Annotated in this window: 28 protein-coding genes; 18 read left to right on the forward strand and 10 right to left on the reverse strand. The window is 24.2% G+C overall.

Annotation, left to right across the window (positions count from 1 at the left end; translation table 11 throughout):
• Window positions 1–9: 9 nt before the first annotated feature.
• Genes NHG04_01705 through rplT form a run of 8 tightly spaced genes read left to right on the forward strand, consistent with a single transcriptional unit; the run spans window position 10 to window position 7442 of the window.
• The gene (locus NHG04_01705; GenBank protein WGH27355.1) at window positions 10–642 is read left to right on the forward strand and encodes a peroxiredoxin; all 633 of its coding nucleotides are present in this window, start codon (window positions 10–12) and stop codon (window positions 640–642) included.
• 14 nt (window positions 643–656) lie between these two features.
• Window positions 657–2408: an arginine--tRNA ligase gene (gene argS / locus NHG04_01710; protein ID WGH27356.1), complete on the forward strand. Its 1752-nt coding sequence runs from the start codon at window positions 657–659 to the stop codon at window positions 2406–2408.
• 20 nt (window positions 2409–2428) lie between these two features.
• Window positions 2429–3745, forward strand: a complete 1317-nt coding sequence (gene ffh, locus NHG04_01715; protein ID WGH27357.1) for a signal recognition particle protein — start codon at window positions 2429–2431, stop codon at window positions 3743–3745.
• 1 nt (window position 3746) lies between these two features.
• A complete protein-coding gene (locus NHG04_01720; protein WGH27358.1) occupies window positions 3747–4436 on the forward strand; it encodes an aquaporin family protein in 690 nt (229 codons plus the stop codon).
• Window positions 4433–6352, forward strand: coding sequence for a threonine--tRNA ligase (gene thrS, locus NHG04_01725; GenBank protein WGH27359.1), 1920 nt, complete (start codon window positions 4433–4435; stop codon window positions 6350–6352). The genes NHG04_01720 and thrS overlap by 4 nt, the downstream gene beginning before the upstream one ends.
• Window positions 6353–6375: 23 nt before the next feature.
• Complete coding sequence (gene infC / locus NHG04_01730) at window positions 6376–6918, forward strand: translation initiation factor IF-3 (GenBank protein WGH27549.1); 543 nt, start codon at window positions 6376–6378, stop codon at window positions 6916–6918.
• On the forward strand, window positions 6899–7093 hold the full coding sequence (gene rpmI, locus NHG04_01735; GenBank protein ID WGH27360.1) for a 50S ribosomal protein L35: 195 nt from the start codon (window positions 6899–6901) through the stop codon (window positions 7091–7093). Before infC ends, rpmI begins: the two co-directional genes overlap by 20 nt.
• 1 nt (window position 7094) lies before the next feature.
• Window positions 7095–7442 carry a 50S ribosomal protein L20 gene (rplT, locus tag NHG04_01740; protein ID WGH27361.1) on the forward strand — a complete coding sequence of 116 codons (348 nt, stop codon included), beginning with the start codon at window positions 7095–7097 and terminating at the stop codon, window positions 7440–7442.
• Here rplT and def read toward each other — a convergent pair.
• Both def and ruvX read right to left on the reverse strand, forming a co-directional pair.
• The gene (gene def / locus NHG04_01745; GenBank protein WGH27362.1) at window positions 7437–7946 is read right to left on the reverse strand and encodes a peptide deformylase; all 510 of its coding nucleotides are present in this window, start codon (window positions 7944–7946) and stop codon (window positions 7437–7439) included. The two genes, rplT and def, sit on opposite strands and share 6 nt — an antisense overlap.
• Window positions 7943–8365, reverse strand: a complete 423-nt coding sequence (gene ruvX, locus NHG04_01750; protein WGH27363.1) for a Holliday junction resolvase RuvX — start codon at window positions 8363–8365, stop codon at window positions 7943–7945. The genes def and ruvX overlap by 4 nt, the downstream gene beginning before the upstream one ends.
• A gap of 52 nt (window positions 8366–8417) precedes the next feature.
• Here ruvX and NHG04_01755 point away from each other — a divergent pair, with 52 nt between their 5' ends.
• The 3 genes from NHG04_01755 to NHG04_01765 all read left to right on the forward strand — a co-directional run bounded on the left by NHG04_01755 (window position 8418) and on the right by NHG04_01765 (window position 11686).
• The gene (locus NHG04_01755; GenBank protein WGH27364.1) at window positions 8418–9236 is read left to right on the forward strand and encodes a 2,3,4,5-tetrahydropyridine-2,6-dicarboxylate N-succinyltransferase; all 819 of its coding nucleotides are present in this window, start codon (window positions 8418–8420) and stop codon (window positions 9234–9236) included.
• A gap of 13 nt (window positions 9237–9249) precedes the next feature.
• Window positions 9250–10662, forward strand: coding sequence for an HD domain-containing protein (locus NHG04_01760; GenBank protein ID WGH27365.1), 1413 nt, complete (start codon window positions 9250–9252; stop codon window positions 10660–10662).
• A gap of 118 nt (window positions 10663–10780) precedes the next feature.
• The gene (locus tag NHG04_01765; protein WGH27366.1) at window positions 10781–11686 is read left to right on the forward strand and encodes a DHHA1 domain-containing protein; all 906 of its coding nucleotides are present in this window, start codon (window positions 10781–10783) and stop codon (window positions 11684–11686) included.
• On the opposite strand, the gene lipA is transcribed toward NHG04_01765, so the two are convergent.
• On the reverse strand, window positions 11687–12541 hold the full coding sequence (gene lipA / locus NHG04_01770) for a lipoyl synthase (protein ID WGH27367.1): 855 nt from the start codon (window positions 12539–12541) through the stop codon (window positions 11687–11689).
• Window positions 12542–12605: 64 nt separating this feature from the next.
• Here lipA and NHG04_01775 point away from each other — a divergent pair, with 64 nt between their 5' ends.
• Together NHG04_01775 and NHG04_01780 are read left to right on the forward strand one after the other, a co-directional pair.
• The gene (locus tag NHG04_01775) at window positions 12606–13688 is read left to right on the forward strand and encodes a Nif3-like dinuclear metal center hexameric protein (protein ID WGH27368.1); all 1083 of its coding nucleotides are present in this window, start codon (window positions 12606–12608) and stop codon (window positions 13686–13688) included.
• 3 nt (window positions 13689–13691) lie between these two features.
• Window positions 13692–14474 carry a hypothetical protein gene (locus NHG04_01780; protein WGH27369.1) on the forward strand — a complete coding sequence of 261 codons (783 nt, stop codon included), beginning with the start codon at window positions 13692–13694 and terminating at the stop codon, window positions 14472–14474.
• Here NHG04_01780 and mnmA read toward each other — a convergent pair.
• From mnmA to lgt, 4 genes are read right to left on the reverse strand one after another with little or no spacing between them, the layout of a single operon-like run.
• Window positions 14457–15638, reverse strand: coding sequence for a tRNA 2-thiouridine(34) synthase MnmA (gene mnmA / locus NHG04_01785; GenBank protein ID WGH27370.1), 1182 nt, complete (start codon window positions 15636–15638; stop codon window positions 14457–14459). The two genes, NHG04_01780 and mnmA, sit on opposite strands and share 18 nt — an antisense overlap.
• 22 nt (window positions 15639–15660) lie before the next feature.
• Entirely contained in the window at window positions 15661–16761 is a 1101-nt protein-coding gene (dnaJ, locus tag NHG04_01790; protein ID WGH27550.1) for a molecular chaperone DnaJ, read from the reverse strand.
• Between the two features lies 1 nt (window position 16762).
• Window positions 16763–17332 carry a nucleotide exchange factor GrpE gene (locus NHG04_01795; protein ID WGH27371.1) on the reverse strand — a complete coding sequence of 190 codons (570 nt, stop codon included), beginning with the start codon at window positions 17330–17332 and terminating at the stop codon, window positions 16763–16765.
• Window positions 17333–17389: 57 nt separating this feature from the next.
• Window positions 17390–18226 (reverse strand): prolipoprotein diacylglyceryl transferase, encoded by an 837-nt coding sequence (lgt, locus tag NHG04_01800; protein WGH27372.1) that lies wholly within the window; start codon window positions 18224–18226, stop codon window positions 17390–17392.
• A 53-nt stretch (window positions 18227–18279) separates the two neighbouring features.
• Here lgt and truA point away from each other — a divergent pair, with 53 nt between their 5' ends.
• Entirely contained in the window at window positions 18280–19020 is a 741-nt protein-coding gene (gene truA, locus NHG04_01805; GenBank protein ID WGH27373.1) for a tRNA pseudouridine(38-40) synthase TruA, read from the forward strand.
• On the opposite strand, the gene trxB is transcribed toward truA, so the two are convergent.
• Genes trxB through NHG04_01820 form a run of 3 tightly spaced genes read right to left on the reverse strand, consistent with a single transcriptional unit; the run spans window position 19011 to window position 20786 of the window.
• Entirely contained in the window at window positions 19011–19943 is a 933-nt protein-coding gene (gene trxB / locus NHG04_01810) for a thioredoxin-disulfide reductase (protein ID WGH27374.1), read from the reverse strand. The two genes, truA and trxB, sit on opposite strands and share 10 nt — an antisense overlap.
• Window positions 19944–19953: 10 nt before the next feature.
• Entirely contained in the window at window positions 19954–20463 is a 510-nt protein-coding gene (locus NHG04_01815; GenBank protein ID WGH27375.1) for a hypothetical protein, read from the reverse strand.
• Window positions 20397–20786: a hypothetical protein gene (locus tag NHG04_01820; protein ID WGH27551.1), complete on the reverse strand. Its 390-nt coding sequence runs from the start codon at window positions 20784–20786 to the stop codon at window positions 20397–20399. The genes NHG04_01815 and NHG04_01820 overlap by 67 nt, the downstream gene beginning before the upstream one ends.
• A gap of 131 nt (window positions 20787–20917) precedes the next feature.
• Here NHG04_01820 and NHG04_01825 point away from each other — a divergent pair, with 131 nt between their 5' ends.
• The 4 genes from NHG04_01825 to clpB all read left to right on the forward strand — a co-directional run bounded on the left by NHG04_01825 (window position 20918) and on the right by clpB (window position 25853).
• A complete protein-coding gene (locus NHG04_01825) occupies window positions 20918–21316 on the forward strand; it encodes a type I restriction enzyme HsdR N-terminal domain-containing protein (protein ID WGH27376.1) in 399 nt (132 codons plus the stop codon).
• A gap of 133 nt (window positions 21317–21449) precedes the next feature.
• Complete coding sequence (gene prfB / locus NHG04_01830; protein ID WGH27377.1) at window positions 21450–22511, forward strand: peptide chain release factor 2; 1062 nt, start codon at window positions 21450–21452, stop codon at window positions 22509–22511.
• Window positions 22512–22534: 23 nt separating this feature from the next.
• Window positions 22535–23272, forward strand: coding sequence for a 3-oxoacyl-[acyl-carrier-protein] reductase (gene fabG / locus NHG04_01835; GenBank protein ID WGH27378.1), 738 nt, complete (start codon window positions 22535–22537; stop codon window positions 23270–23272).
• Between the two features lie 19 nt (window positions 23273–23291).
• Window positions 23292–25853 (forward strand): ATP-dependent chaperone ClpB, encoded by a 2562-nt coding sequence (gene clpB / locus NHG04_01840; protein ID WGH27379.1) that lies wholly within the window; start codon window positions 23292–23294, stop codon window positions 25851–25853.

The raw sequence follows: 25853 nt of genomic DNA on the forward strand, positions 1-25853 counted from the left end.
AAAATATATATGAAAGTTTTAGTTGGAAAATATGCTCCTAATTTTAAAGCGAATGCTATAATAAATAACAAAATAATAGAAAACTTTAAATTAAAACAATTTATAGGAAAGTATGTATTATTATTTTTTTATCCTAAAGATTTTACTTTTGTATGTCCTACTGAATTACATGCTTTTCAAGAAAAACTACAAGATTTTGAATCAAGAAATGTACAAATTATTGCTGTCTCTACAGATACAGAACAATCCCATTGGGGATGGATGCAGCTATCAAAACAAGAAGGTGGAATAAAAGGCATTACCTATCCTATTGTAGCTGATACTAATAAAACTATTTCTTATAATTATGGAGTTTTAGCAGGTGATTGGATTTATGATGAAGAAAAAGATCAAATAGAAGCAGATAAAGAATTGGTGGCTTATAGAGGACTTTTTTTAATTGATAAAGAAGGTATTATACGTCATCAATTAATTAATGATATGCCAATAGGTAGAAATGTAAATGAAGCGCTACGTATCGTAGATGCACTAATTTTTTTTGAAAAAAATGGAGAAGTATGTCCAGCTAATTGGAAATTAGGTGATAAAGGTATAAAAACTGATCATAAAAGTGTAGCACTATATTTATCTAAAAAGAAATAATCCTTTTAAAAATAATGAATAGTATAAAATGTATAAAATCAGTTTTAAAAGATATTAAATTTATAGATACGCGGGAATTAGAAATTCAATATACTGACAAAAAATATAAAGGATATGTTACATTAATTATATTTCCATTATTAAAGATTATTAAAAAACCTTTGAAAGAAATTGGACAAGAGTTAGGCAATAACATAAAAAAAAAATTATCATTTATTAAATCATTTAATGTTATTAATGGATTTTTAAATTTAGAATTTAAAGATGAGTATTATTTGGAATTATTATTAATAATAAAACAAGGATTATTTCAAATAAATAAAAAAAAAAAACAATTATTAATGATAGAATATTCTTCACCTAATACTAATAAGCCTTTACACTTAGGACATATTCGTAATTGTATATTAGGCCAATCAATTGCCAATATATTTGATACTCTAGGATACAAAGTAATCAGAACCCAACTTATTAACGATAGGGGAATACATATTTGTAAATCTATGGTTGCTTGGAAAAAATTGGGTAAAGGAAAAACTCCACAAAATACAAATATAAAAGGAGATCATTTTGTTGGTAAATATTATGTAGAATTTGAAAATTTGAAACGTAAAGAAATTGAAACATTATTATCATTAGGATATAATCATAATGAAGCTGAAGAAAAATCTAAAATAATGCAATCTGTCCGTGAAACTTTACGTAAATGGGAAAATGGTGACCATTATACTATTGAAATTTGGAATAAATTGAACAAATGGGTTTATGAAGGGTTTGAAGAAACCTATCGTAGATTAGGAATTACTTTTGATGAAGTTCAATATGAAAGTAATACTTATATTTTAGGAAAAAAAATTATAAAAGAAGGTATTCGAAAAGGTATTTTTTATAAAAAAGATGATGGTTCTGTATGGATTGATTTTAAAAATAAAACATTAAATAAAAAATTACTGTTACGATCTGATGGCACTTCAGTATATCTTACTCAAGATATTGGAACAGCTGTAGAACGTTTTAGAAAATATCCTATAGATAAATTAATTTATACTGTAGGTGAAGAACAAAATTATCATTTTAAAATTTTATTTATTATTTTAAATCGTTTAGGGTATCCATGGGCTAAAAAACTTTTCCATCTTTCATATGGTATGGTAAATTTACCTTATGGAAAAATGAAATCAAGAGAAGGGACTGTTGTAGATGCAGATGACTTAATGAGCAAAATGCATCATACAGCTATGAATATTACTAAACAACTAGGAAAATTTAAAAATTGTTCAAAACAAGAAGAATATCAATTATTTGAAAAAATTGGTATTGCTGCTTTAAAATATTATATACTTAAAGTTAATCCTAAGAAAAGTATTATATTCGATCCTATGGAGTCTATTGATTTTAAAGGATGTACTGGTCCATATATTCAATATACTTACGCACGTATTTGCTCATTAAAAATAAAAATCCAAAATAATAAAAATTATAGTAAATCTATATCATTAAATATATATGAACGTACTATTATTAAAACGTTGGAACAGTATATTTCAATTATTAAAAGTGTAGCAAATAATTTAGATCCTTCTATTTTAGCAAATTATATATATAATTTATCGAAAAAATTCAATGATTTTTATCAAAATATTAAGGTTATTAATGAAATAAATGAAGATAAAAAATATTTTCGTATTAATTTATCATCAATTGTAGGAGATATTTTAAAACATGGTATGGAATTATTAGGAATTTCAATGCTTGAACGTATGTAACACAAAAATAAATAAATAATATGTTTAACATTTTACAAAAAAAATTAAATAAAGCTTTTGAATTGTTAAAGGGAAAAAAAATAATAAATGAAGAAAATATTACAAACACACTTAAAGAAATACATAATGCTTTAATTTATGCTGATGTTAACTATCACATAGCAAAAGATTTTATTAAAAAAATAAAAAATAAAGTCATATATTCTACTAATATAATTGATTATAGAACCTATTTAATAAAAATTGTTTATAGTGAATTAACTAATTTAATGGGTGGAAATAATGTAGATATTAATTTGTTAGAAAATCCTAATATCATTCTTATAGTGGGTTTACAAGGTAGTGGTAAAACTACTTTTTCAGTTAAACTTGCTAGATTTTTAAAAATAAAAAAACATAAGAATCCTTTGCTAGTGGCAGCAGATGTTTACCGTCCAGCAGCTATTAATCAAATAAATATTTTAGGTACAAAAGTTAATGTTCCAGTTTTTTCTATTAAAAATAACAAAGATCCCGTAGATATAATTATAAAATCTATTGAACAAGCAAAAGTTAATAATAATAATGTTATTATTATTGATACAGCTGGTCGTTTATCTGTTAATAAATTTATGATGAATGAAATAAAAAATATTTACAATTCAATAAAACCAACAGAGACTTTATTTATAATTGATGCTATGATGGGTCAAGATGCTATTAATATAGCTAAATCATTTAATAATGAGATTAATTTGGATGGAGTAGTTTTAACTAAATTAGATAGTGATGCTAGGGGTGGAGCTGCTTTAACTGTTTGTAGTGTTATTAATAAACCTATTAAATTTATTAGTACTGGTGAAAATATGGAATCTATAAGCGTTTTCTATCCTAATAGGATGGCTAGTCGTATTTTAGGTATGGGTGATATTGTTTCTTTAGTAGAAAAAGTTAAAGAGCAATTTGATGAAACACAAGTTAAAAATATACAAGAAAAAATAGAACAAAGTACATTTAATTTTAATGATTTTTTAGAGCATATTAAAAAAATAAAAAAAATGGGCAATATAAAAGATATCATAGATATGATACCTTGTCCTACTACTAATATTAATATAGAAAATTTTAGTAAAATAGAAGCAATTATTTATTCAATGACACCTCTGGAACGTAAACAACCTTTAATTTTAAATAAAAGTAGAAAAATACGTATTGCTAAAGGATCTGGTACTTCACTTGAAGATATTAATAATATTATTTCTAAATTTTCATATATTAGTAATATGCTTAAACCCCTGAAAAATATTTCAATAAAAGATGCTTTATCAATGATAAAATCAAAATTTTATAATCAATAAAATGACAGAATTTTACGCAGAACTAATTGGTACAATATTCCTAATTTTATTAGGAAATGGAGTGGTAGCTAATGTAGTTTTGTCTAAAACTAAAGGAAATAATTCTGGATGGATTGTAATAACAACCGGTTGGGCATTAGCAGTTTTTGTAAGTATTGTAATTACCAGTAAATATAGTAGTGGAGTCCATTTAAATCCTGTAATAACTATTGGTTTAGCTTTGATAAAAAAAGTTGAATGGATAAAAGTTCCTCTATTAATATTAGCTCAATTTATTGGATCTATGATAGGAGCATTTTTAGTATGGTTAATTTATAAAGATCATTTTTTGATAACTAAAGATCCTTTAGTTAAACTATCGGTTTTTAATACAATTCCAGCTATAAAAAATCCTCTATTAAATATTACAAGTGAAATTATAGCTACTTTTATGTTAATGTTTTTCATTTTTAATTTTACAGACTCTAAAGATGCACTACCAATATCTTTTTTAATTTGGAGTATAGGTCTATCTTTAGGAGGTACAACAGGTAGCGAAATTAATCCTGCTCGTGATTTGGGGCCAAGACTAATGCATTTTATTTTACCTATTCCTGGAAAAGGATCAAGCGATTGGGAATATGCCTGGATACCTGTTGTAGGACCAATAATAGGTACTATAATTGCTTATATTTTATATTGTTTGTTATGATATATATAACATTAGTTGATAATACAGTTAAAGAATACAAAGTAGGAGTAACACCAATTGAAGTTGCTAAAGATATTTTTTGTAAAAAAAAAATAGATAAATTATTATCTGCTAGTATTAATGATAATCAAATAGAATTAAATACTCCAATATATGCAAATGCAAAATTATGTTTTTATACTTGGGAAGATGAATTAGGTAAAAAAGCATTTTGGCATTCTTCTGCTCATTTATTGGCTCAAGCTATTTTAGAATTATATCCACAAGTTAAGCTTACTATTGGACCAGCTATTAATAATGGATTTTACTATGATATAGATTTTGTAAATACATCATTTACTAAAAAAGATTTCTCTATTGTAGAGAAAATAATGATTAAAAATGCTAAAAAAGCTTCACAATTTAAAGTATATAATATTTCTAAAATAGAAGCTTTATCTTATTATAAAGATAATATATATAAAACTGAATTAATAAAAAATATTAAAGATAAAGATCTTACTTTTTGTAAGCACGATAATTTTATTGATCTTTGTAAAGGAGGTCACATTCCACATACAGCATTTATAAAATATATAAAATTAATAAATATTTCAGGAGTATATTGGCGTGGTAATAAAAATAATAAACAATTAACACGTATTTATGGAATTTCATTCCCTAATGAATATTATTTCAATAAATATTTATCTAATATTTCTGAATATCAGAAACGTGATCATAGAAAAATAGGAAAAAAATTGGAAATTTTTACATTTTCTAAACGTGTAGGATCAGGATTACCTTTGTGGTTACCTAAAGGAACTTTGTTGCGTAAACTTTTAGAAGAGTTTTTAACAAAACTTCAACAAAAAATAGGTTATGAAATGGTGATAACCCCGCATATTGGGCATAAAGATTTATATACTACTTCTGGACATTGGGATAAATATATGGAAAATAGTTTTAAATCTATTCTAACTCCTAATAGTGAAGAGGAATTTATTTTAAAACCAATGAATTGTCCTCATCATTGTGAAATTTACCGTTCACATCAATTGTCTTATAAAGATTTACCAAAACGTTTTGCAGAATTTGGTACTGTATATCGTTATGAGCATAGTGGAGAACTTCACGGACTAACACGTGTACGAAGTTTCACACAAGACGATGCTCATATTTTTTGTACTTCTGATCAATTATTAAATGAATTTAAATTGGTTATTGATTTAGTTATTTATATATTAAATTCTTTAGGATTTAAAGACTATACTGCCCAAATTTCGTTAAGAGATTATAATAACACTTCAAAATATATTGGTACTAATGAAAATTGGAAAAAATCAGAAGAATATATAATTCAAGCCACTAAAGAAAAAGATTTAAAAACAAAATTAGTTTATGGTGAAGCAGCTTTTTATGGTCCAAAACTTGATTTTATTGTAAAAGATGCCTTAGGACGTAATTGGCAATTAGGAACAATTCAAGTAGATTATAATATGCCTATACGTTTTGATCTTAATTATAAAGGAAATGATAATAAATTACATAGACCAATAATGATTCACCGTGCTCCTTTTGGATCTTTAGAACGTTTTATTGCAATTCTTATTGAACATACTGGAGGTGATTTTCCATTATGGTTAGCTCCTTATCAAGGAGTTATTCTTACTATAAGTAAAAAATATTTAGTATATGCTAAAAAAATATTTAATATATTAAGTTCAAATATAAGATTGTTAATGGATGATAGAAATGAAAAAATAGGTAAAAAGATACTAGATGCAGAAATTAGTAAAATTCCTATTATGATTATAATAGGACATAAAGAAGAAAAAAATAAATCAATTTCTCTACGACGGAGAGGATCAAATAATTTTGAAGAAATTCAAATAGAAAAATTTTTGAAAATTATAAAAAAAGAATTAACTTTTTAAATAGTTAAAAACATTTTAATATTATAAATATAAAAGATAAATATTATCGTATAAATGAATATATAGTTGCTACTAAAGTACGTTTAGTTGGAGAAAATGTAAAAATAGGTATTTATACATTAAAAAATGCACTTAAAATGGCTAAATATAATGAACTAGATTTAGTAGAAATTAATTCTAAAACTGATCCACCTATATGTAAAATACTTGAATATAAAAAGTTTTTATACGAACAAAAAAAGAAACAAAAATTAATTAAATTAAAACAAGATAAAGTTATTATAAAAGAAATACGTCTTGGGCCACAAACAAATATTCATGATATTGAATTTAAAATAAAAAATGCTAAAAAATTTTTAAAAGATAAAGAAAAAGTTAAAATATCTATTTTTTTTAAAGGACGTTCTATAATGTATAAAGATCATGGAAAAGTTCTTTTATTTAAATTTGCAGATGCACTAAATCTTTATGGAAAAGTAGAAAAAATGCCAATAATGGATGGAAAAAAAATGTATATGATTATATCACCAATAAAATATTCAAAACATGACAAAATTGAAAAGTAAATCTGGATCAAAAAAAAGATTTAAAATTACTGCTAGTGGTCTTATTAAAAGAAAACATGCATTTAAAAATCATATTCTGACTAAAAAATCTACCAAAAAAAAACGATATTTAACTAAATATGCTATAATAACAAAAGCAGATATTAAAAATATAAAAAAACAATTATTATTATAATATGCCAAGATCTGTAAATTCAGTAGCTTCAAAACGCAAAAGAAAAAAAATACTTAAAAATGCTAAAGGTTATTATGGAGTAGGAAGTAAAGTATATACAATAGCTAAAAATAGAGTTGAAAAAGCATTTCAGCATGCTTATATTGGTCGGAAACAAAAAAAAAGAATATTTCGTTCTTTATGGATTCAAAGAATAAATGCAGTAGTTAGAACATTTGGAATGTCATATTCAAAATTTATAGATTTATTATATAATAAAAATATCAATCTTAACCGCAAGGTTATTGCGGATTTAGCAATGAACAATCCTAATATTTTAAAAAAAATTATTATAGAATATATTCTATAAATATAATTTATTTAATTTATTATAAATATTTTTTTTTTTACCAGTAGATAAACGATCAATAAAAAGTTTTCCATAAAGATGATCATATTCATGTTGTACAATTCTTGCTGGTAATCCATTTAATATTTCTGTATGTCTATTCCAATATTCATCATAATATCTTATCAAGATGTGAGATTCTCTTTTGACTAATTCAATAATATTGGGTATACTAAGACAACCTTCTTTAAAAATTGATTTTGGACCATAACTTTTTATTATTTTAGCGTTAATAAAAACTTTCTTATACTTAGAAATCTTATACTTAGAATTATTAGAATAATCTATAATAAATAATTTTATATTTTGTCCAATTTGAGGTGCTGCTAATCCTATTCCTTCTACATTATACATCGTTTCAAACATATTTGAAATCAATAAATTAAGTTTAGGAAAAGAATCAGAAATGTTAACACATTTTTTTCTTAGAATAGAATTACCATAAATTATTATAGGTAATATCATAATAAATTATCTTTTTGCAAAAGATAAGATTGTAGAATTAAAGTAGCACTAATTTTATTTATTAATGTTTTATTTTTTCTTTTTTTTTTATTTAATCCTCCTTCTATCATATATTGTTTTGCTAATTTAGAAGTAAAACGTTCATCTATACGTTTTATAATAATATGATTATATTTTTGATTTATTAATTTAATAAATTGTCTAATATCTATTTCAATAGGTGCATATTTACCATTTAATTGCTTAGGTAATCCTATAACAATTTTTTTTATTTCTTCTTTATAAAGATATTCTTTTATAAATAACATTAATTTTTCTGTATTTATAGTTTCTAATCCATAAGCTATTATTTCTAGAGGATCAGTAATTGCAATACCTGTTCTTTTGCGGCCATAATCTATACCTAGTATTTTTGACATATGTTGAAATATTACTATAAATTGTATAAAATATGTAAAAATATAATAAACTATGGATAAATATAAAACAACAATAGAAAAAGTTTGGCACTATAAACAAAATTGGAAAATTACCGAAATAAAAAATATTATTTTTGATGTTATAAAACAACTTGATAACGGTACACTTAGGATAGCTACATATGATAAAAATGATAAAAAATGGATAATAAATGAATGGATTAAAAAAACAATTCTTATGTATTTTTCAATCAAAGAAATGGAACTTCTAGAAGTAGGTCCATTCGAATTTTATGACAAAATTCCCTTAAAAAATTCTTATGACGAAAAAAAAGTTCGTGTAGTTCCTCCTGCTATAGCTAGATATGGATCTTATATTTCTCCTGGTTCTGTTTTAATGCCTTCTTATGTTAATATTGGTGCTTATATAGGGACTAATAGTATGATAGATACGTGGGCTACAGTAGGTAGTTGTGCGCAAATTGGATCTAATGTCCATATAAGTGGAGGTGTTGGGATAGGTGGGGTTTTAGAACCTTTACAATCTGCACCTGTTATTATTGAAGATAATGTTTTTATTGGATCTAGATGTATTTTAGTTGAAGGCGTTTATATAGAAGAAGAAGCTGTTTTAGGCGCTAATGTAGTTTTAACAGCATCAACTAAAATTATAGATGTTACTGGTAACAATCCTATTGAAATAAAAGGTAGAGTACCAAAACGTTCAGTAGTAATACCAGGATCATATTCTAAAGAATATCCTGCTGGACGATATAATGTTCAATGTGCTTTAATAATTGGAAAACGTAAGGAAAGTACAAATAAAAAAACATCACTTAATGAAGTTTTACGAGAACATAATATTATTTAAGTTTAACATAATAATGTTAAATAATATATTTAATAAAAAAATATTTAAGATAATAAGTAAATCTTCTAAAGAAATTAAACAAGATTCTTATATTGTAGGAGGTTACGTACGAGATTTTTTATTGGGTAAGCAATCTCAAGATATTGATATTGTAACTACAGGAAGTGGTATTCATTTAGCAGAGCAAGTATCTAAAAATATTGAAAAAAAACCTAAAGTAAATTTTTTCAAAAAATTTGGTACTGCTATGTTGATATACGAAAATGATAAAGTAGAATTTGTAGGAGCTAGAAAAGAATCATATAATATTAATAGTCGAAATCCTCTAATAGAAAAAGGTTTACTTATAGACGATCAAAATAGAAGAGATTTTACTATTAATTCTATAGCTATTAGTCTTAATAATAATGATTACGGAAGGTTAATAGATCCTTTAATGGGAAAAGATGATTTAAAAAAAAAAATTATACGGACTACTAGAGATCCCAATATAACTTATTATGATGATCCTCTAAGAATGATGCGTGCTATACGTTTGGCTACACAATTAAAATTTAAAATTGAAGATTTATCTTATGAATTTATAAAAAAAAATAAAGAAAGAATACATATTGTATCTATAGAACGTATTATGGATGAATTTAATAAAATACTTTCTTGTGAAAAACCATCTATAGGTATTAATTTACTTTATGATTCTGGGTTATTGAATATTATATTACCTGAATTGACAGCACTGAAAGGAATAGAAGAAAAAGATGGTTACACACATAAAGATAATTTTATTCATACTATTGAAGTAATAGATAATATTAGCAAAAAAACAAATTATCTTTGGCTAAGATGGGCAGCATTACTTCATGATATTGGAAAAACTAATACTAAAAAATATTTGTCAGGTATTGGCTGGACGTTTCGTTCACATGAAGTTTTAGGTTCTAAAATGATACCGTATATATTTAGACGTCTTAAACTTCCTATGGGAGTTACAATGCGATATATTCAAAAAATAATACGATATAGTTCACGTCCAATTGCATTAATAAGTGATAAAACTACTGATTCTGCTATACGTAGATTATTATTTGATTTAGGAAATGATATTGAAGATTTAATAATGTTATGCGAAGCAGATATTACAACAAAAAATTTATCAAAAAAACAACAATACAAAAGTAATTTTAATTTAGTAAGTACTAAACTTAAGCAAATTGAAAAAAAAGATAAAATACGTAATTGGCAACATCCTATATCAGGAGAATGTATTATGAATACTTTTAATTTAAAACCTTGTAAACAAGTAGGTATTATAAAAAATGCTATAAAAGAAGCTATTTTAGAAGGAGAAATAAATAATGAAAAAAATGATGCTTATATATTAATGTTAAAAAAAGGAAAAGAATTAGGATTAAAAACAAATAAATAAATAAATAAATAAATAAATATATGGATGACTTAAAAAAAATATTTAAAAGTTTAAAAAAAAAATTACATTATTATCACATAGAAATCCAGATGGTGATGCTATAGGTTCATCATTAGCAATGTTTTTATATTTAAAAAAACTTAACCATGATGTTTGTATGATTCTTCCTACAAATTATCCTAATTTTTTAAAGTGGTTACCTAATAATGAAGATTTTATAATTTATTCAGAAAAAAACAAAATAGTCATAAAAGAAAAAATTATATATTCAGATATAATAATATTTATAGATTTTCATGATTTATATAGAATAAAACCAATTGATATTTTTTTACAAGAATCAAAAGCAATAAAAATGTTAATTGATCATCATGATAATTTTAAAAATTATGATTTTTTTGATTTAAAATTTTATGATCCTACAGCCTCTTCTACAAGTATAATAATTTTTAGAATTATAAACAGTATGGGTGATTTTAATCATGTTGACATACGTATAGCTACCTGCTTATATGTAAGTTTAGTAACAGATACTGGTTCTTTTCGTTTTTCGTATATTACTCCTGAAACACATTATATAGCTGCCAAATTATTAGAAACTGGTATAGATATATCTTATGTAAATAATAGAATATATAGCATATATACTAAATATCGTATGTTCCTATTAGGAAAAACTTTGCAAAACGTCAAAATTATATCTCTATATAGAACTGCTTATACCATAATTAATGCTTATGATTTAAAAAATAATGGAGATACTGAAGGTTTTGTTAATTATGGTTTAGATATAAAAAATATTGTATTTTCTTTGATATTTATTGAAAATCTTAAGTTTATTAAAATATCCTTTCGGTCTAAAGGAAATTTTGATGTTAATGCTTTTGCAAAAAAGCACTTTTCGGGAGGAGGACACAAAAATGCTGCAGGAGGCATCTATTATAAAAGTTTAAATGAAACTATTAAATATTTTCTTAGCATATTACCTATATATAAAAAAATTCTTCAAAGAATAAACTTATAATTATTTTACATGTCTATCTGCATGATATGAAGAGCGAACTAAAGCTCCACTTTCTACATACAAAAAACCCATTTTTAATGCTATATTTTCATATTTTTTAAACTGTTCTGGTGAAATAAAAGTCCGTACAGCTATCTGTTGTTTTGATGGTTGTAAATATTGTCCTATTGTAATAATATCTACATTAGATTTTTTTATGTCTGCCATTGTTTCTAATATTTCTTCTTCAGTTTCTCCTAAACCTAACATTATGCCTGTTTTAGTACGACTTTGTCCGTTATATTTTAAATAACGTAAAAGTTCTAAACTACGATCATACTTAGCTTGAATACGTATTTCTTTAGTTAATCTTCGAACAGTTTCTAAATTATGGGATATAACTTCAGGTTTTGTATTTATAATTTTATCTAAAAATTGGGTTTTTCCTTTAAAATCAGGTATTAATGTTTCAATAGTGGTGAATGGATTAAAATATCGTATAGTTTTAATAGTTTTTATCCATAGTAATGATCCCATATCCTCTAAATCATCTCTATTTACAGAAGTAATTACAGCATGTTTTATATTCATTTTTTTTATAGAAAATGCTATTTTTTCAGGTTCATTCCAATCTATCATTTGGGGACGGCCAGTTTTTACACTACAAAATCTACATGAACGAGTACAAATATTTCCTAATATCATAAAAGTAGCTATGCCATTTCCCCAACATTCACCAATATTAGGGCAATTTCCACTTTGGCAAATAGTGTTTAATTTATACTTATCTACTAGATTTTGTAATCTATGATAATTTTTTCCTATTGGTAATTTTACTCTTATCCAATTAGGTTTTTTTTTATTATCTATTTTCATTATTTAATTTAGGGTTTTGAAAAAAATTACTTATTTTAAAATAAGTAATTTTATTTATATAGATATGAAAGTAAAAGATGTTACTTATGCACTTGATAAACTTGCTCCTACAGAATATGCTGAAAATTATGATAATGTAGGCCTTTTAATAGGAAATTATGATAATAAAATATCTAAAATATTAATAACTTTAGATATTACTGAAGCAGTATTAAAAGAAGCTATTGATAATGAATATAATCTTATTATTAGTTATCATCCACTTATTTTTAATGGAATAAAAAAAATAATAGGATCTAATTATAGAGAACGAATAATAATATCTGCAATTAAACATGATATTTCTATATATGTAATTCACACTAATTTGGATTTTATGCCGAATGGTACCAATTATTATATTGGTAAGCGTTTGGGTTTAATTAAACAACAAGTATTAGTTCCAAAATTAGGTTGTCTTAAAAAGTTAACAACTTATGTACCTAAAAAATATGCCAATATTGTAAGAACATCTTTATTTAAAGTAGGAGCAGGAAATATAGGTAATTATGATTATTGTAGTTTCAATTGGGAAGGTATAGGTAGTTTTAGGGGAAAAAAAGATTCAAATCCTTTTATTGGAAAAAAAGGAAAAATTAATTTTAAAGAAGAAACGTGTATTAACGTAATTTTTCCTATACATAAAGAACGTTTAGTTATAGAATCTCTTATTAAAAATCATCCTTATGAAGATGTTGCTTATGAAATTATTGATATTAATAATCAATACCTAGGTTTAGGTACATTTGGACTTTTAAAAGAAAGTATGTCAGAAAAATCTTTTTTTTCTTTTTTAAAAGAAAAAATGTGTACGAATAACATTCGTCATTCTCCTTTTTTAGGTAAACCTATTGAAAAAGTAGCTTTAATAGGTGGGTCCGGTAGTTTTGGATTATTTCATGCTAAAGAAGTAAATGCAGATATTTTTATATCATCTGATTTTAAATATCATCATTTTTTTGAAACAGATTTCTTAATTGCTGATATTGGACATTATGAATCTGAGCAATTTACAAAAAACTTAATAGAAACTTATTTAATAGATAAATTTCCTAATTTAGCTATTTTTAAATCAAAAATTAACACTAATCCAGTTAATTATTTTTAAATAATGAAAAAACAAGAATTTACATTTGAAAAACAGTTAAGAGCATTATATAAATTACAATTAATAGATTCTCGTATTGATGAAATACGAGATTATCGAGTCAGTCTTCCTTTAGAGGTAAAAAAAATAGAAAATGAAATTAAAGTATTAATACAAAAAATAGAAAATATTAATAATGAAATTAATTTATTGTCTCAAAATATAAATAAAAAAAATAAAAATATTAAAGAAGCAGAAGACATTATTAAAAAATACAACGTACATAAAATAAATGTTAATAATCGTGAATATGAATTTCTTAATAAAGAAATTGAATATCAAGAATTAGTAATAGAATTATCTTTAAAAGAAATTAAAGAATACAAATTAAAAATTAATAATAATAATATTTATATACAAGAGTTAGAAGTTATTATTAAAAATCATAATGATAATCTTTTTAAAAAAAAAGAAATTTTAAATCAAATTTTTTTAGAAAGTAAAAAACAAGAAAAATTTCTTTTAGAAAAAAAAGAATTGTGTTCTCAACAAATTGAAGATAATTTATTACAAACTTATAAAAAAATACGCCATAATGTTGAAGATGGATTGGCTGTAGTACCAATAGAAAGAGGAGTTGCAGTAGGATCTTTTTTATTTATTCCACTTCAAACATATTCAGAACTTTTTCAAAGAAAAAAAATAATTATAGATGAACATAGTGGTAGAATACTCATAGATAATGAGTTAGCTGAAAAAGAAAGAAAAATAGTAGAAAATGAAATCTTTTCAAGATATAATTCCTGATCCTATTACTTCTTCTCCAAGATACCAAACTGCAAATTGTCCTCTAGTTATAGCCCTTTGAGGATTTTTAAATTCTATATACATACCATTATATACTTTATATAAAATAGCTTCTTGTAATGATTGTCTATAACGAATTCTACAACTTACTTCTAATTTTTCTCCATTCTTTAGAGAAAAGTCATTACGTATCCAATGTAATTCTTTATTATTTATGAATAATACTTTTTGGTATAAACCTGGATGCATATTACTCATACCAACATATACTATATTTTTATTAATATCAGTATCAATAACAAAAAGTGCTTCTTTATATCCTCCAACTCCTAACCATTTACGTTGACCTATAGTATATACACATGCTCCTATATGTTGTCCAATAATTTTTCCATCATTTTTTTTATATATTTTTCTTTTAGAAAGAAAATTTAAATAATCATATTTTGATAAAAAATTATATTGTTGTTTTTTATATATAGGAGCAGATGAAGGTATCTCGACAATATCTCCTTTTTTTAATTTTAGTTTTGATTTCAAAAAATCAGGTAATCGTATTTTTCCTACAAAACAAAGTCCTTGAGAATCTTTTTTTTTTGCTGTAATTAATCCAGCTTTAGTGGCTATTCTTCTAACTTCTTTTTTTGTAAAATCTCCTATAGGAAAAATAATTTTATCTAATTGATATTGGTTAAGTTGACAAAGAAAATATGATTGATCTTTATTATTATCTTTTCCTGATAATAACCTATATTTTTCAAAACAAATTTTTATTTTTGCATAATGACCAGTAGCAATAAAATTGGCACCTAACAAATGAGCTTTTTTCAAAAAAATATCGAATTTAATTGTGCGATTGCAAAGTATATCAGGATTAGGAGTCCTACCAATTGAATATTCATTCAACATATAGTCTATAACATTATTTTTATATTCTTTGCTAATATCAATTATTTGAAAAGGAATACCTATTTTTTTTGCTACTAACATAGCATCTATACTATCTTCTATCCAAGAACATGTTCGTAAATTTGTATCATACAAATTACGTATGAAAATACCAATAACTTCATAACCTTTTAATTTTAATAATAAAGCAGCTACACTAGAATCAACCCCTCCAGAAAGTCCTACTACAACACGTTTTTTACTATTATTATTCATTATCTATAAAATATCTTAATATTCAAGAAAACATTTCTCTGACTCTATCAAAAAATGATTTTTCATTAGGTTTAGGTATAAAATTATCATTTTCCCTCATTTTTTCAAAAAAATCCTTTTGTTCTTTAGTTAATTTTTTAGGTGTCCAAACATTAACATGAATTAAAATATCTCCTTTTTCATAACTTCTTTCAATGTTAGGTAATCCTTTTCCTTTCAATCTAAGAGTTTTACCAGATTGAGTTCCTTTGTCTATTTTTATAAGGACTTTTCCACCAATAATTGGTATTTCTTTAGAAGCACCTAATACAGCATCTGGTATAGATATATATAAATCATAATGCAAATTATTACCTTCACGTTTTAACAAATTATGATGAATTTCTTCAATCATAACTATAAGATCTCCAGATTCACCACCAAATGGTGCTTGATTTCCTTTTCCAGGAACTTTTAGTTGTATTCCATCAGTTAAACCTGCTGGTATTTTAATATTTACCAATTCTTCTTCTTTAATTAATCCTTGATTATTTGCACCATTTGGTAGAATATCTATTATCTCACCAATACCTTGACATATATTACACGTAGTAGTAGTTTGCATTCTTCCTAATATAGTATTAGTAACATGTGAAATATGTCCAATTCCTTGACACCTATTACAAATTTTGTATTTTGTACCATGTGCTATTTTCATACGTTTTACTTTAACTGTTTTTTCAACACCTTTAGCTATTTCTTCTAAATTAAGTTTAACTCTTATACGAAGGTCACTTCCTTTAATACGTCCACGTCTTGAACTTCTACCAAAACCAAATGCTGAACCAAAAGCATCTCCAAAGATATCACCAAAATTAGAAAAAATATCTTCCATATTCATGGAAGAACTTTGACTATGTACCCCAGTATGACCAAATTGATCATATCGTTGTCTTTTTTCTGGATTACTTAAAACATCATAAGCTTCAGCTGCTTCTTTAAATTTTTCCTCAGCTTCTTTTTTATTATTAGGATTTTTATCTGGATGATATTTAATAGCTAATTTGCGATAAGCCTTTTTAATTTCTTCTGATGAAGCATTTTTAGAGACACCCAATATATCGTAATAATCTTTCATATTAATATTATTTTGCTACAATTACTTTAGCATGTCTAATAACTTTTTCTTGTAATAAATATCCAGATTCAACAACATCCATAATTTTATTTTTTAGATTATCTTCATGTGCTGGTACTTGCGTAATAGCTTCATGAAAATCTGTATTAAAATCAGATCCTTTTTCAACTTTTATTTTTTTTAAACCCTCATATTCTAATAATTTCATTAATTTATCTTGGATAAGTATCATACCTTTATATTTTTTAATTTCTTCAATTCCTCGTTCAAAATCATCTAAAATAGGTAATAACCCCATAATAAGAGCTTTATTTGCTGTTTTGAATAGTTCAAACCGCTCTTTTTGAGTACGTTTTTTATAATTTTCAAATTCTGCATAAAGTCGCAAAAATCTATCTTTTTCTTCTGCTATTTTTTTTATTAAAAAATCTTTTTCATCTTTTTCAGATTTTAAATCTTTTTCATCTTTTTCAGATTTTAAATCTTTTTCATCTTTTTCAGATTTTAAATCTTTTTCATCTTTTTCAGATTTAGTCAAATTTGAATTTGATAAGTCTTCGGATAATTTATCTACCATAAGTAATTTTATGTTTTTGAGTTTATAACAAATAAATAAGCAAAATTTATGCAAATTTTATGTATTGTCATTTTGACAGGCATATTTATTATTTAATATTAAAATAATACCTACTATTATAAATGGTATACTTAATATTTGTCCCATATTTAGTGGCATTTTTGATTCAAAATAAGTTTGATTTACTTTGAAAAATTCAATAATAAATCTTATTGAGAATAATAATATTAATAATATTCCACAAATAACACCGTTGTTTTTTGTTATATTTATTTTATATATATAATATATAATAATAAATATTATTAAATAAGCAATAGCTTCATATATTTGTGTAGGATGTCTGGGTATTAAATCAATTCTTTTAAATATAATTCCATAATTACTATTTGTAGGTTTTCCAATAATTTCTGAATTAGCAAAATTTCCTAATCTAATAAAAAAAGCTGTTAATGGAGTCACAATAGATATCCTATCTAAAATAGATAATATATTTATTCTATTTTTTATGTTATAAATAAATATTGATAATAAAATACCTAATGCACCACCGTGACTTGCTAATCCTTGAAATCCTATAAATTTAATTTCTCCTTGTTTGAATTGTAATGGTAAAAGAATTTCTATAGGATTTTTGAAATAGTATTTAAAATTATAAAATAAACAATGACCTATTCTAGCACCTAGAATAATACCAATTAAAATATAACTTACCAAAGTTTCAAATCTCTGAATAGTTATTATACTACTATTACTATTAACACAAATATATTTTAATAGATTATATCCTAATAATAAACCAATAACAAATAAAACACTATAGTATCTTATTGAGAAGAAATTGAAAATTTTAATAATTTCAGGATTAAGATCCCATATTATTGATATAATCATAAACAAAAAAATTAATAAAAATTAGATATTATTATTAAATAATAAATAAAAAATTGAGATATTTTATAGAAGTTTCTTATAATGGAAATAATTATCATGGTTGGCAAATACAAAAAAATAATATTTCAATAGAAGAAGTTTTGGAATATTGTCTATCTAAATTATTAAAATGTTCTATAAATTTAATAGGAGCTGGACGGACAGATAGTGGTGTACATGCACTACAAATGTTTGCTCATTTTGATTTTGAAAAAAATATTGAAATATCTTTGGTAGATAAATTGAATCGTTTTTTACCTAAATCAATTAAAGTATTTCGTATTTTTCGTGTTAAAAATAATGCTCATGCTAGATTCGATGTTATTAGCCGTACTTATCAGTATCACATTTTATTAGAAAAAGATCCTTTTTGTAATGATTTCACTTGGCAATTGTTATGTGGAAAATTGAATATTAAAAAAATGAACCAAGCATCTAAAATTTTAATTAAAAATAGAGATTTTAGTATTTTTTGTAAAAAAAGTACTAAAAGTAGTTATTGCATACTTTATAAAGCGTATTGGGATGTTAATGGTAATAAAAAATTATGTTTTACTATTGAAGCTAACCGTTTTTTAAGAAATATGGTAAGATCTATAGTAGGTACTATTATAAAAATAGGAAAAGAACAACTTAGTATAGAAGATTTTATAAAAATTATTAAAAATAAAAATCGTAATTTATTAGGTAGTTCTGCACCACCATATGGTTTATTTTTAGTTAAAATAATTTATAATAATAAAATTTATGAATGAGAATTTAGATATTTTTCTAAATCCAATGCTGCCATACAGCCAGTTCCTGCTGATGTTATTGCTTGACGATACCGTGGATCTTGTACATCTCCAGCTGCAAATACTCCTGGTTTATTAGTTTGTGTTGTTCCTTTTTCAGTAATAATATAATTGTTTTCATCCATTTTAAGTTGTCCTTTAAATAATTGGGTATTAGGACTATGACCTATCGCAATAAATATACCTTTTACATCAAATATTTTTTCCATTCCATTTTCTTTATTTATAACTTTTATTCCATTTACTTCTTTTTCTCCCAAAATATCTTTCAATTCATGGTTAAATAATATTGAAATATTCTTTATATAAGAAACATTATGTTGCATTACTTTAGAAGCTTTTAATATATTTTTTCTTACAAATATATATATATGTTTACATATTTTGGATAAATAAATAGCTTCTTCAATGGCAGTATCTCCACCTCCAATTACTGCTACATACTTTTCTTTATAAAAAAAACCATCACATGTAGCACATGTAGACACACCATATCCAAGTAATCGTTTTTCATTTTTTAACCCTAAATACTTTGAATAAGCTCCAGTTGCAATAATTAAACCTTTACTTTGTAACGTTTTATCAGAAAATTGTATAGTATGAATACCTGATTTAGAAATAAAAACTTTAGAAATTTTATCATGTATTATAATAGTTCCGAAACGTTCGGCTTGTTTTTTAAAATTTTCCATTAGTTCAAATCCTGTAATTCCTGTAGGATATCCTGGATAATTATCGATAATTGTAGTTTTAGTCAATTGACCTCCAGGTTCTAATCCAGTATATATAATAGGATTTAAATCAGCTCTTGCTGCATATATAGCGGCTGAATATCCAGCTGGACCAGATCCAATAATAACGCATTTAGCTATTTTTGTTGACATATATTGTATACTATTTTTGTTGACATATATTGTATATAAGTTCTTTTAAAATTTCTGTTTTTTTATTTACAGAACTATCAATTCCTTTTGATTTAGCATCTGCTTTTCTAATAAATGAAATAATTTTTATAATCTTTTTCAAAGAATAATTTTTTGAAGCTTTATATATATATTCATTTGTATTTTTTTTATATAAATGATATTCTATAAGTTGTGTAAAAAACTTATATAAAAGATTTATAATAGGTATGATTGAATCATTAAAACTACAAATTAATTTATACGCATTAAAACTATCATTAATTGCTATATATTTATATAATTGTTTAAAATTATAATAGTTTGATATATATTTTTTAATAAAATTGTGAGTAATATTACTACCTTCAGGTAAAAGAATATTTATTTTTTTTAATTCATTAGCAATACGTGAAATATCTGTACCTAAATATTCTATAATAAGCATTGTTGCTTCTTTAGTAATAGTAAAGCCTTTTTTTTTAAGTTTGAAACTATCCAATCAAAAACTTGATAAGTATATAATTTGTTACTTTGAAAGATTATACCATTTTTTTTTATGCTTTGATAAAGTTTATTTGTTTTATTTAAAATATTTTTATAACATATTATCAATATAGTACTATTTATAGGATTATCTGTATATATAGATAAATTTTCTATATTAGATAATAATTGAGCTTCTTTTACAATTATAACAGTATAATTACTCATAATGGGATATTTTATAGCATATGTAATAATAGATTTAATATCAGTAGATTGACCATATATTACAATTTGATTTAAAATTTTTTCATTTTCGTTTAAAATATTTTTTTCAATAAAAGTACTTATTTGATCTATAAAATAATATTCTTTACCAATTAATAAATATATTGGTTTATATATTTTTTTTTTATATCATAAATAATATTATTAATATTTTTTATATTCATTTTAATAATTAATTTTGCATGCAAAATAATAAAAAATTTATTTATTGTATAATTCGAAAAAAAAAATACTTATTAACACAAGAAGAATTGGTCCGTCAACATGTTATTAAATTTTTAGTACTTGAAAAAGGTTATAGTTTATCGGGAATAGCTGTAGAAGTTCCAATATTGGTAAATAATATACGAAGACGTATAGATATTGTAGTCTATAAATGTGCAATTCCCTATATTATAATAGAATGTAAATCACCAAAAAATATAATACCATCACAAAATGATTTTAATCAAATATTGATATATAATCTTGTAATTAAAAGTCATTATTTAATGATTACTAATGGTATACAACATGTGTTTTTTATAAAAAAAAATAAAAAATTTATTTTTTTAAAAAAAATTCCTTTTTTTAAAAGCTAATAAAATATAAAAATAACCTATAATAGTCCCTTTAATAATAATCCTTTAATCAAAAACATATAATTTGTTTATGAAATTTTTTTTACATACATTCATTATTAATTAATAAAAATTTACATGTAAAAAATTATACATGCAAGAAGAAATAAAAGAAATATATAATCGTATTAAAGAACTATATGTATCTCTTGATATTAAAAATAAGCGTATAGATATAATAAATAAAGAAAAAGAAATCGCATATACTAATTTTTGGAAAAAAAAAAATAATAGTATAATAGAAGAATTACGTATTAAAAAATTATGTGTAGAAACTTATGACCAAGTTAAAAACTCTGTAAATGATTTAAATATATTATTTGAATTTTTCAAAAAAGGAGAAATAAATTATTACGAGTTTAATAATCAATTTAACATAACAAAACAATTATTATCAGATTTTGAATTTAAAAATATGTTTTCTGATAAAGAAGATACTTTAAATGCTATTTTACAAATTTCTTCGGGAGCTGGCGGTACAGAAAGTTGCGATTGGGCTGCCATGTTAATGCGAATGTATTTAATGTGGGCTGAAAAAAATGGATATAAAATTATGAATATTCACAATTTACCAGGAGATGTTGCTGGAATAAAATCTGTAACCTTAGAAATTAAAGGACAATATGCTTTTGGTTATATTAAATGTGAAAACGGTGTTCATAGATTAGTACGTATATCACCGTATAGTAGTAAACGACATACATCTTTTGCTTCTGTATATGTTTATCCTATAGTAAAGGATACTATAGAAATTAATATAAAACCCTATGAAATTATTTGGGAAACATTTAGGTCTAGTGGAGCAGGTGGTCAAAATGTTAATAAAGTTGAGACAGGTGTGCGGTTACATCATAGACCTACAGGAATAATTATTGAAAATACTGAATCACGTTCACAATTTCAAAATAAGGAAAGAGCGTTACAATTATTAAAATCAAGATTATTTCAAATTGAAATTTGTAAACGTAATATTAAAAAAAATGAAATGATAAAAAAGAAAATTGAGTGGGGTTCTCAAATACGTAATTATATAATGCATCCTTACAAATTGGTTAAAGATTTACGTACAGGATATCAAACTTCTAATATAAATTCAGTTTTAAACGGAGAAATAAATTTTTTTTTAAAAAAAAATTTATTGTTTAATAAAAAATAAATGATTAATAAATTTTTTTTATAATGAAACTGTTGGAAGGAAAAGTAGCTATTATTACAGGAGGAACTAGGGGAATTGGTAATGCAATTGTAAAATTATTTTGTAAACATGGTGCTATAGTAATTTTTACATTTATTAATTCAACAAAATTAGCTAAAAATATTGAGAAAGAATTTAGTAAATATTCAATAATCAAAGGTTATAAAGTTGATGCAGTTGATTTACAAGCATCTCAAGAATTTTCAAATAAAATTTATCAAGAATTTGGAAAAATAGATATTATTATTAATAATGCAGGAATTATTAGAGATAATTTATTACTACGTATGAGTAAAGAAGATTGGGATAAAGTTATAGAAACAAATCTAAGTTCGGTTTTTAATTTTACAAAATCTGTAATTATTCCAATGATAAAACAACGTCATGGTTCAATTATTAATATGAGTTCTATTATTGGAATAAATGGTAATGTAGGGCAGGCTAATTATGCTGCTTCTAAGGCAGGAATAATAGGTTTTACTAAATCTATAGCAAAAGAATTAGGTTCTAGAAATATTCGTTGTAATGCTATAGCTCCTGGATTTATTAATACAGAAATGAATGCTTCCTTATTAAATGATAAAAAAATAAAAAATTATATTTATTTAAAAAAAATTGGTAAGCCAATAGATGTAGCTAACTGTTGTTTATTTTTGGCTTCTGATTTATCTTCTTATGTTACTGGAGAAGTATTAAATGTAAATGGAGGAATGTATTGGTAAATAATAAAAAAAAATAAATATGAATTTTAATAAATTCACTATAAAAACTCAAGAAGTTATACAACAAGCTCAGTTAATTGCACAAGAAAATAGGCAACAATTTATAGAAAATGCGCATATCTTAAAAAGTATATTAAAAATTGATGATAATATTGCTCCTTTTATATTAAAAAATATTAATTTAAAACTAATTGAAGATAATTTAAATAAAATAATTAATACTTATCCTAAAATAACATCACAAACACAACAACATCTAAGTACCAATGTAGTTAATATGTTAAATCAAGCTAATAGGCTAGCTGAAAATTTACATGATGAATATATATCTATAGAACATATATTATGGGGTCTCCTAAAAGTAGGAGATCAAATATCTAAATTATTAATTGATATAGGAGTTACAGAAAAAAATATAATAAATATTATTGAAGAAATGCGAAAAAAAAATGGTAATATAAATTCACCAACAAATGAAAATATATATAACGCTTTAAATAAATACTCTAAAAATTTTAATAAATTAGCACGTGAAGGAAAATTAGATCCTGTTATTGGAAGAGATGAAGAAATACGAAGGGTATTACAAATTCTATCTAGAAGAACAAAAAATAATCCTATACTTATAGGTGAACCTGGAGTTGGTAAAACAGCTATTGTTGAAGGTATTGCTCATCGTATTGTTAGTGGTGATGTTCCAGATAATTTAAAATACAAAGAAGTTTTTGCTTTAGATATATCTGGATTAATTGCTGGAGCAAAATATAAAGGAGAATTTGAAGAACGAATTAAATCGGTTATTAAAGAAGTTATTCAATCTAATGGTATGGTTATTTTATTTATTGATGAAATTCATACATTAGTAGGTGCAGGAGCCAGTGAAGGAGCTATGGACGCTGCTAATATTTTAAAACCTGCTTTGGCCAGAGGCGAATTACGAGCTGTTGGAGCTACTACTCTAAATGAATATCAAAAATATTTTGAAAAAGATAAGGCACTTGAAAGAAGATTTCAAAAAGTATATGTTAGTGAACCAGACACAGAATCGGCTATTTCTATTCTTAGAGGAATTAAGGAAAAATATGAAACACATCATAAAGTTCGTATTAAAGATGAAGCTATTATTGCGTCAGTAGAACTTTCACAACGATACATTAGTGATAGATTTTTGCCTGATAAAGCAATAGATCTTATTGACGAAGCAGCTGCTAAATTACGTATGGAAATTAATTCAAAACCTGAAGAAATTGATGTATTAGACAGAAAGATAATGCAATTAGAAATACAGAGAGAAGCTATAAAAAGAGAAGATGATAAAAAACAATTAGCTTCAATTAAAGAATTGATTTTAAAATTAAACGAACAACGTAATCAATTGACGGATCAATGGAAATGTGAAAAAGAATTAGTAGAAGGTATACAAAAATCTAAAGAAATTATAGAAAATTTTAAATTTGAAGCTGAACAAGCTGAACGTGTTGGAAATTATGGAAAAGTAGCTGAACTTAGATATGGAAGAATCAAAGACGAAGAATCTAAAGTAAAAGCACTTGAAAAAGAATTGATAAAATATAAGGGTAATAAAATGATTAGAGAAGAAGTTTGTAGTGAAGATATAGCTGAAGTAGTTTCTAAATGGACTGGTATTCCAATAACTAAAATGTTACAAAGTGAAAGTAAAAAATTACTTCTTCTAGAAGAAGTCCTTCATAAACGTGTTATTGGTCAAGAATTACCTATTGAAGCTGTAGCTAATGCTATACGTCGTTCTAGAGCAGGTCTTAAAGATGAAAAACGTCCCATAGGATCTTTTCTTTTTATGGGTCCTACTGGAGTAGGAAAAACAGAGTTAGCTAAAGCTTTAGCTGAATATTTATTCGATGATGAAAATAATATGGTTCGTATTGATATGAGTGAATATCAAGAACCTCATTCGGTTAGTCGACTAATTGGTGCACCTCCAGGATATATTGGTTATGAAGAAGGTGGGCAATTAACAGAATATGTCCGTCGTCGTCCTTATACTGTTATTCTACTTGATGAAATAGAAAAAGCTCATTCAGATACTTTTAATATTTTATTACAAGTATTAGATGATGGTAGGCTAACTGACAATAAAGGTCGTACAGTAAATTTTAAAAATACTATAATTATCATGACTTCTAATATTGGGTCAGATATTATACGTGATAATTTTAAAGATATTAAAAATATTAAAAATCAATTAATAACATTGTTGAAAACAATATTACGGCCAGAATTTTTAAATCGTATTGATGATATTATTTTATTTAAACCGTTAACTATAAAAGAAATACATAAAATTGTCAAATTACAGTTGACTGACTTAGTCAATATTTTATCTAAAAGAAACATTAGGTTAAAAGTAACTGATGAAGTAATTGAATATTTGTCTGAAAAAGGTTATGATCCTTATTTTGGAGCACGTCCTATAAAACGTGTAATTCAACATTATGTATTAAATAAGCTTTCAAAAGAAATGTTAAAAGGCAATATATCAGATAATAGTAAAGTTTTATTAGACTATAATAAAGAAAAAGGTTTTATAATAAATAAATAA

The organism is Candidatus Bostrichicola ureolyticus (genome assembly GCA_029851125.1).
Taxonomy (GTDB): domain Bacteria; phylum Bacteroidota; class Bacteroidia; order Flavobacteriales; family Blattabacteriaceae; genus Bostrichidicola; species Bostrichidicola ureolyticus.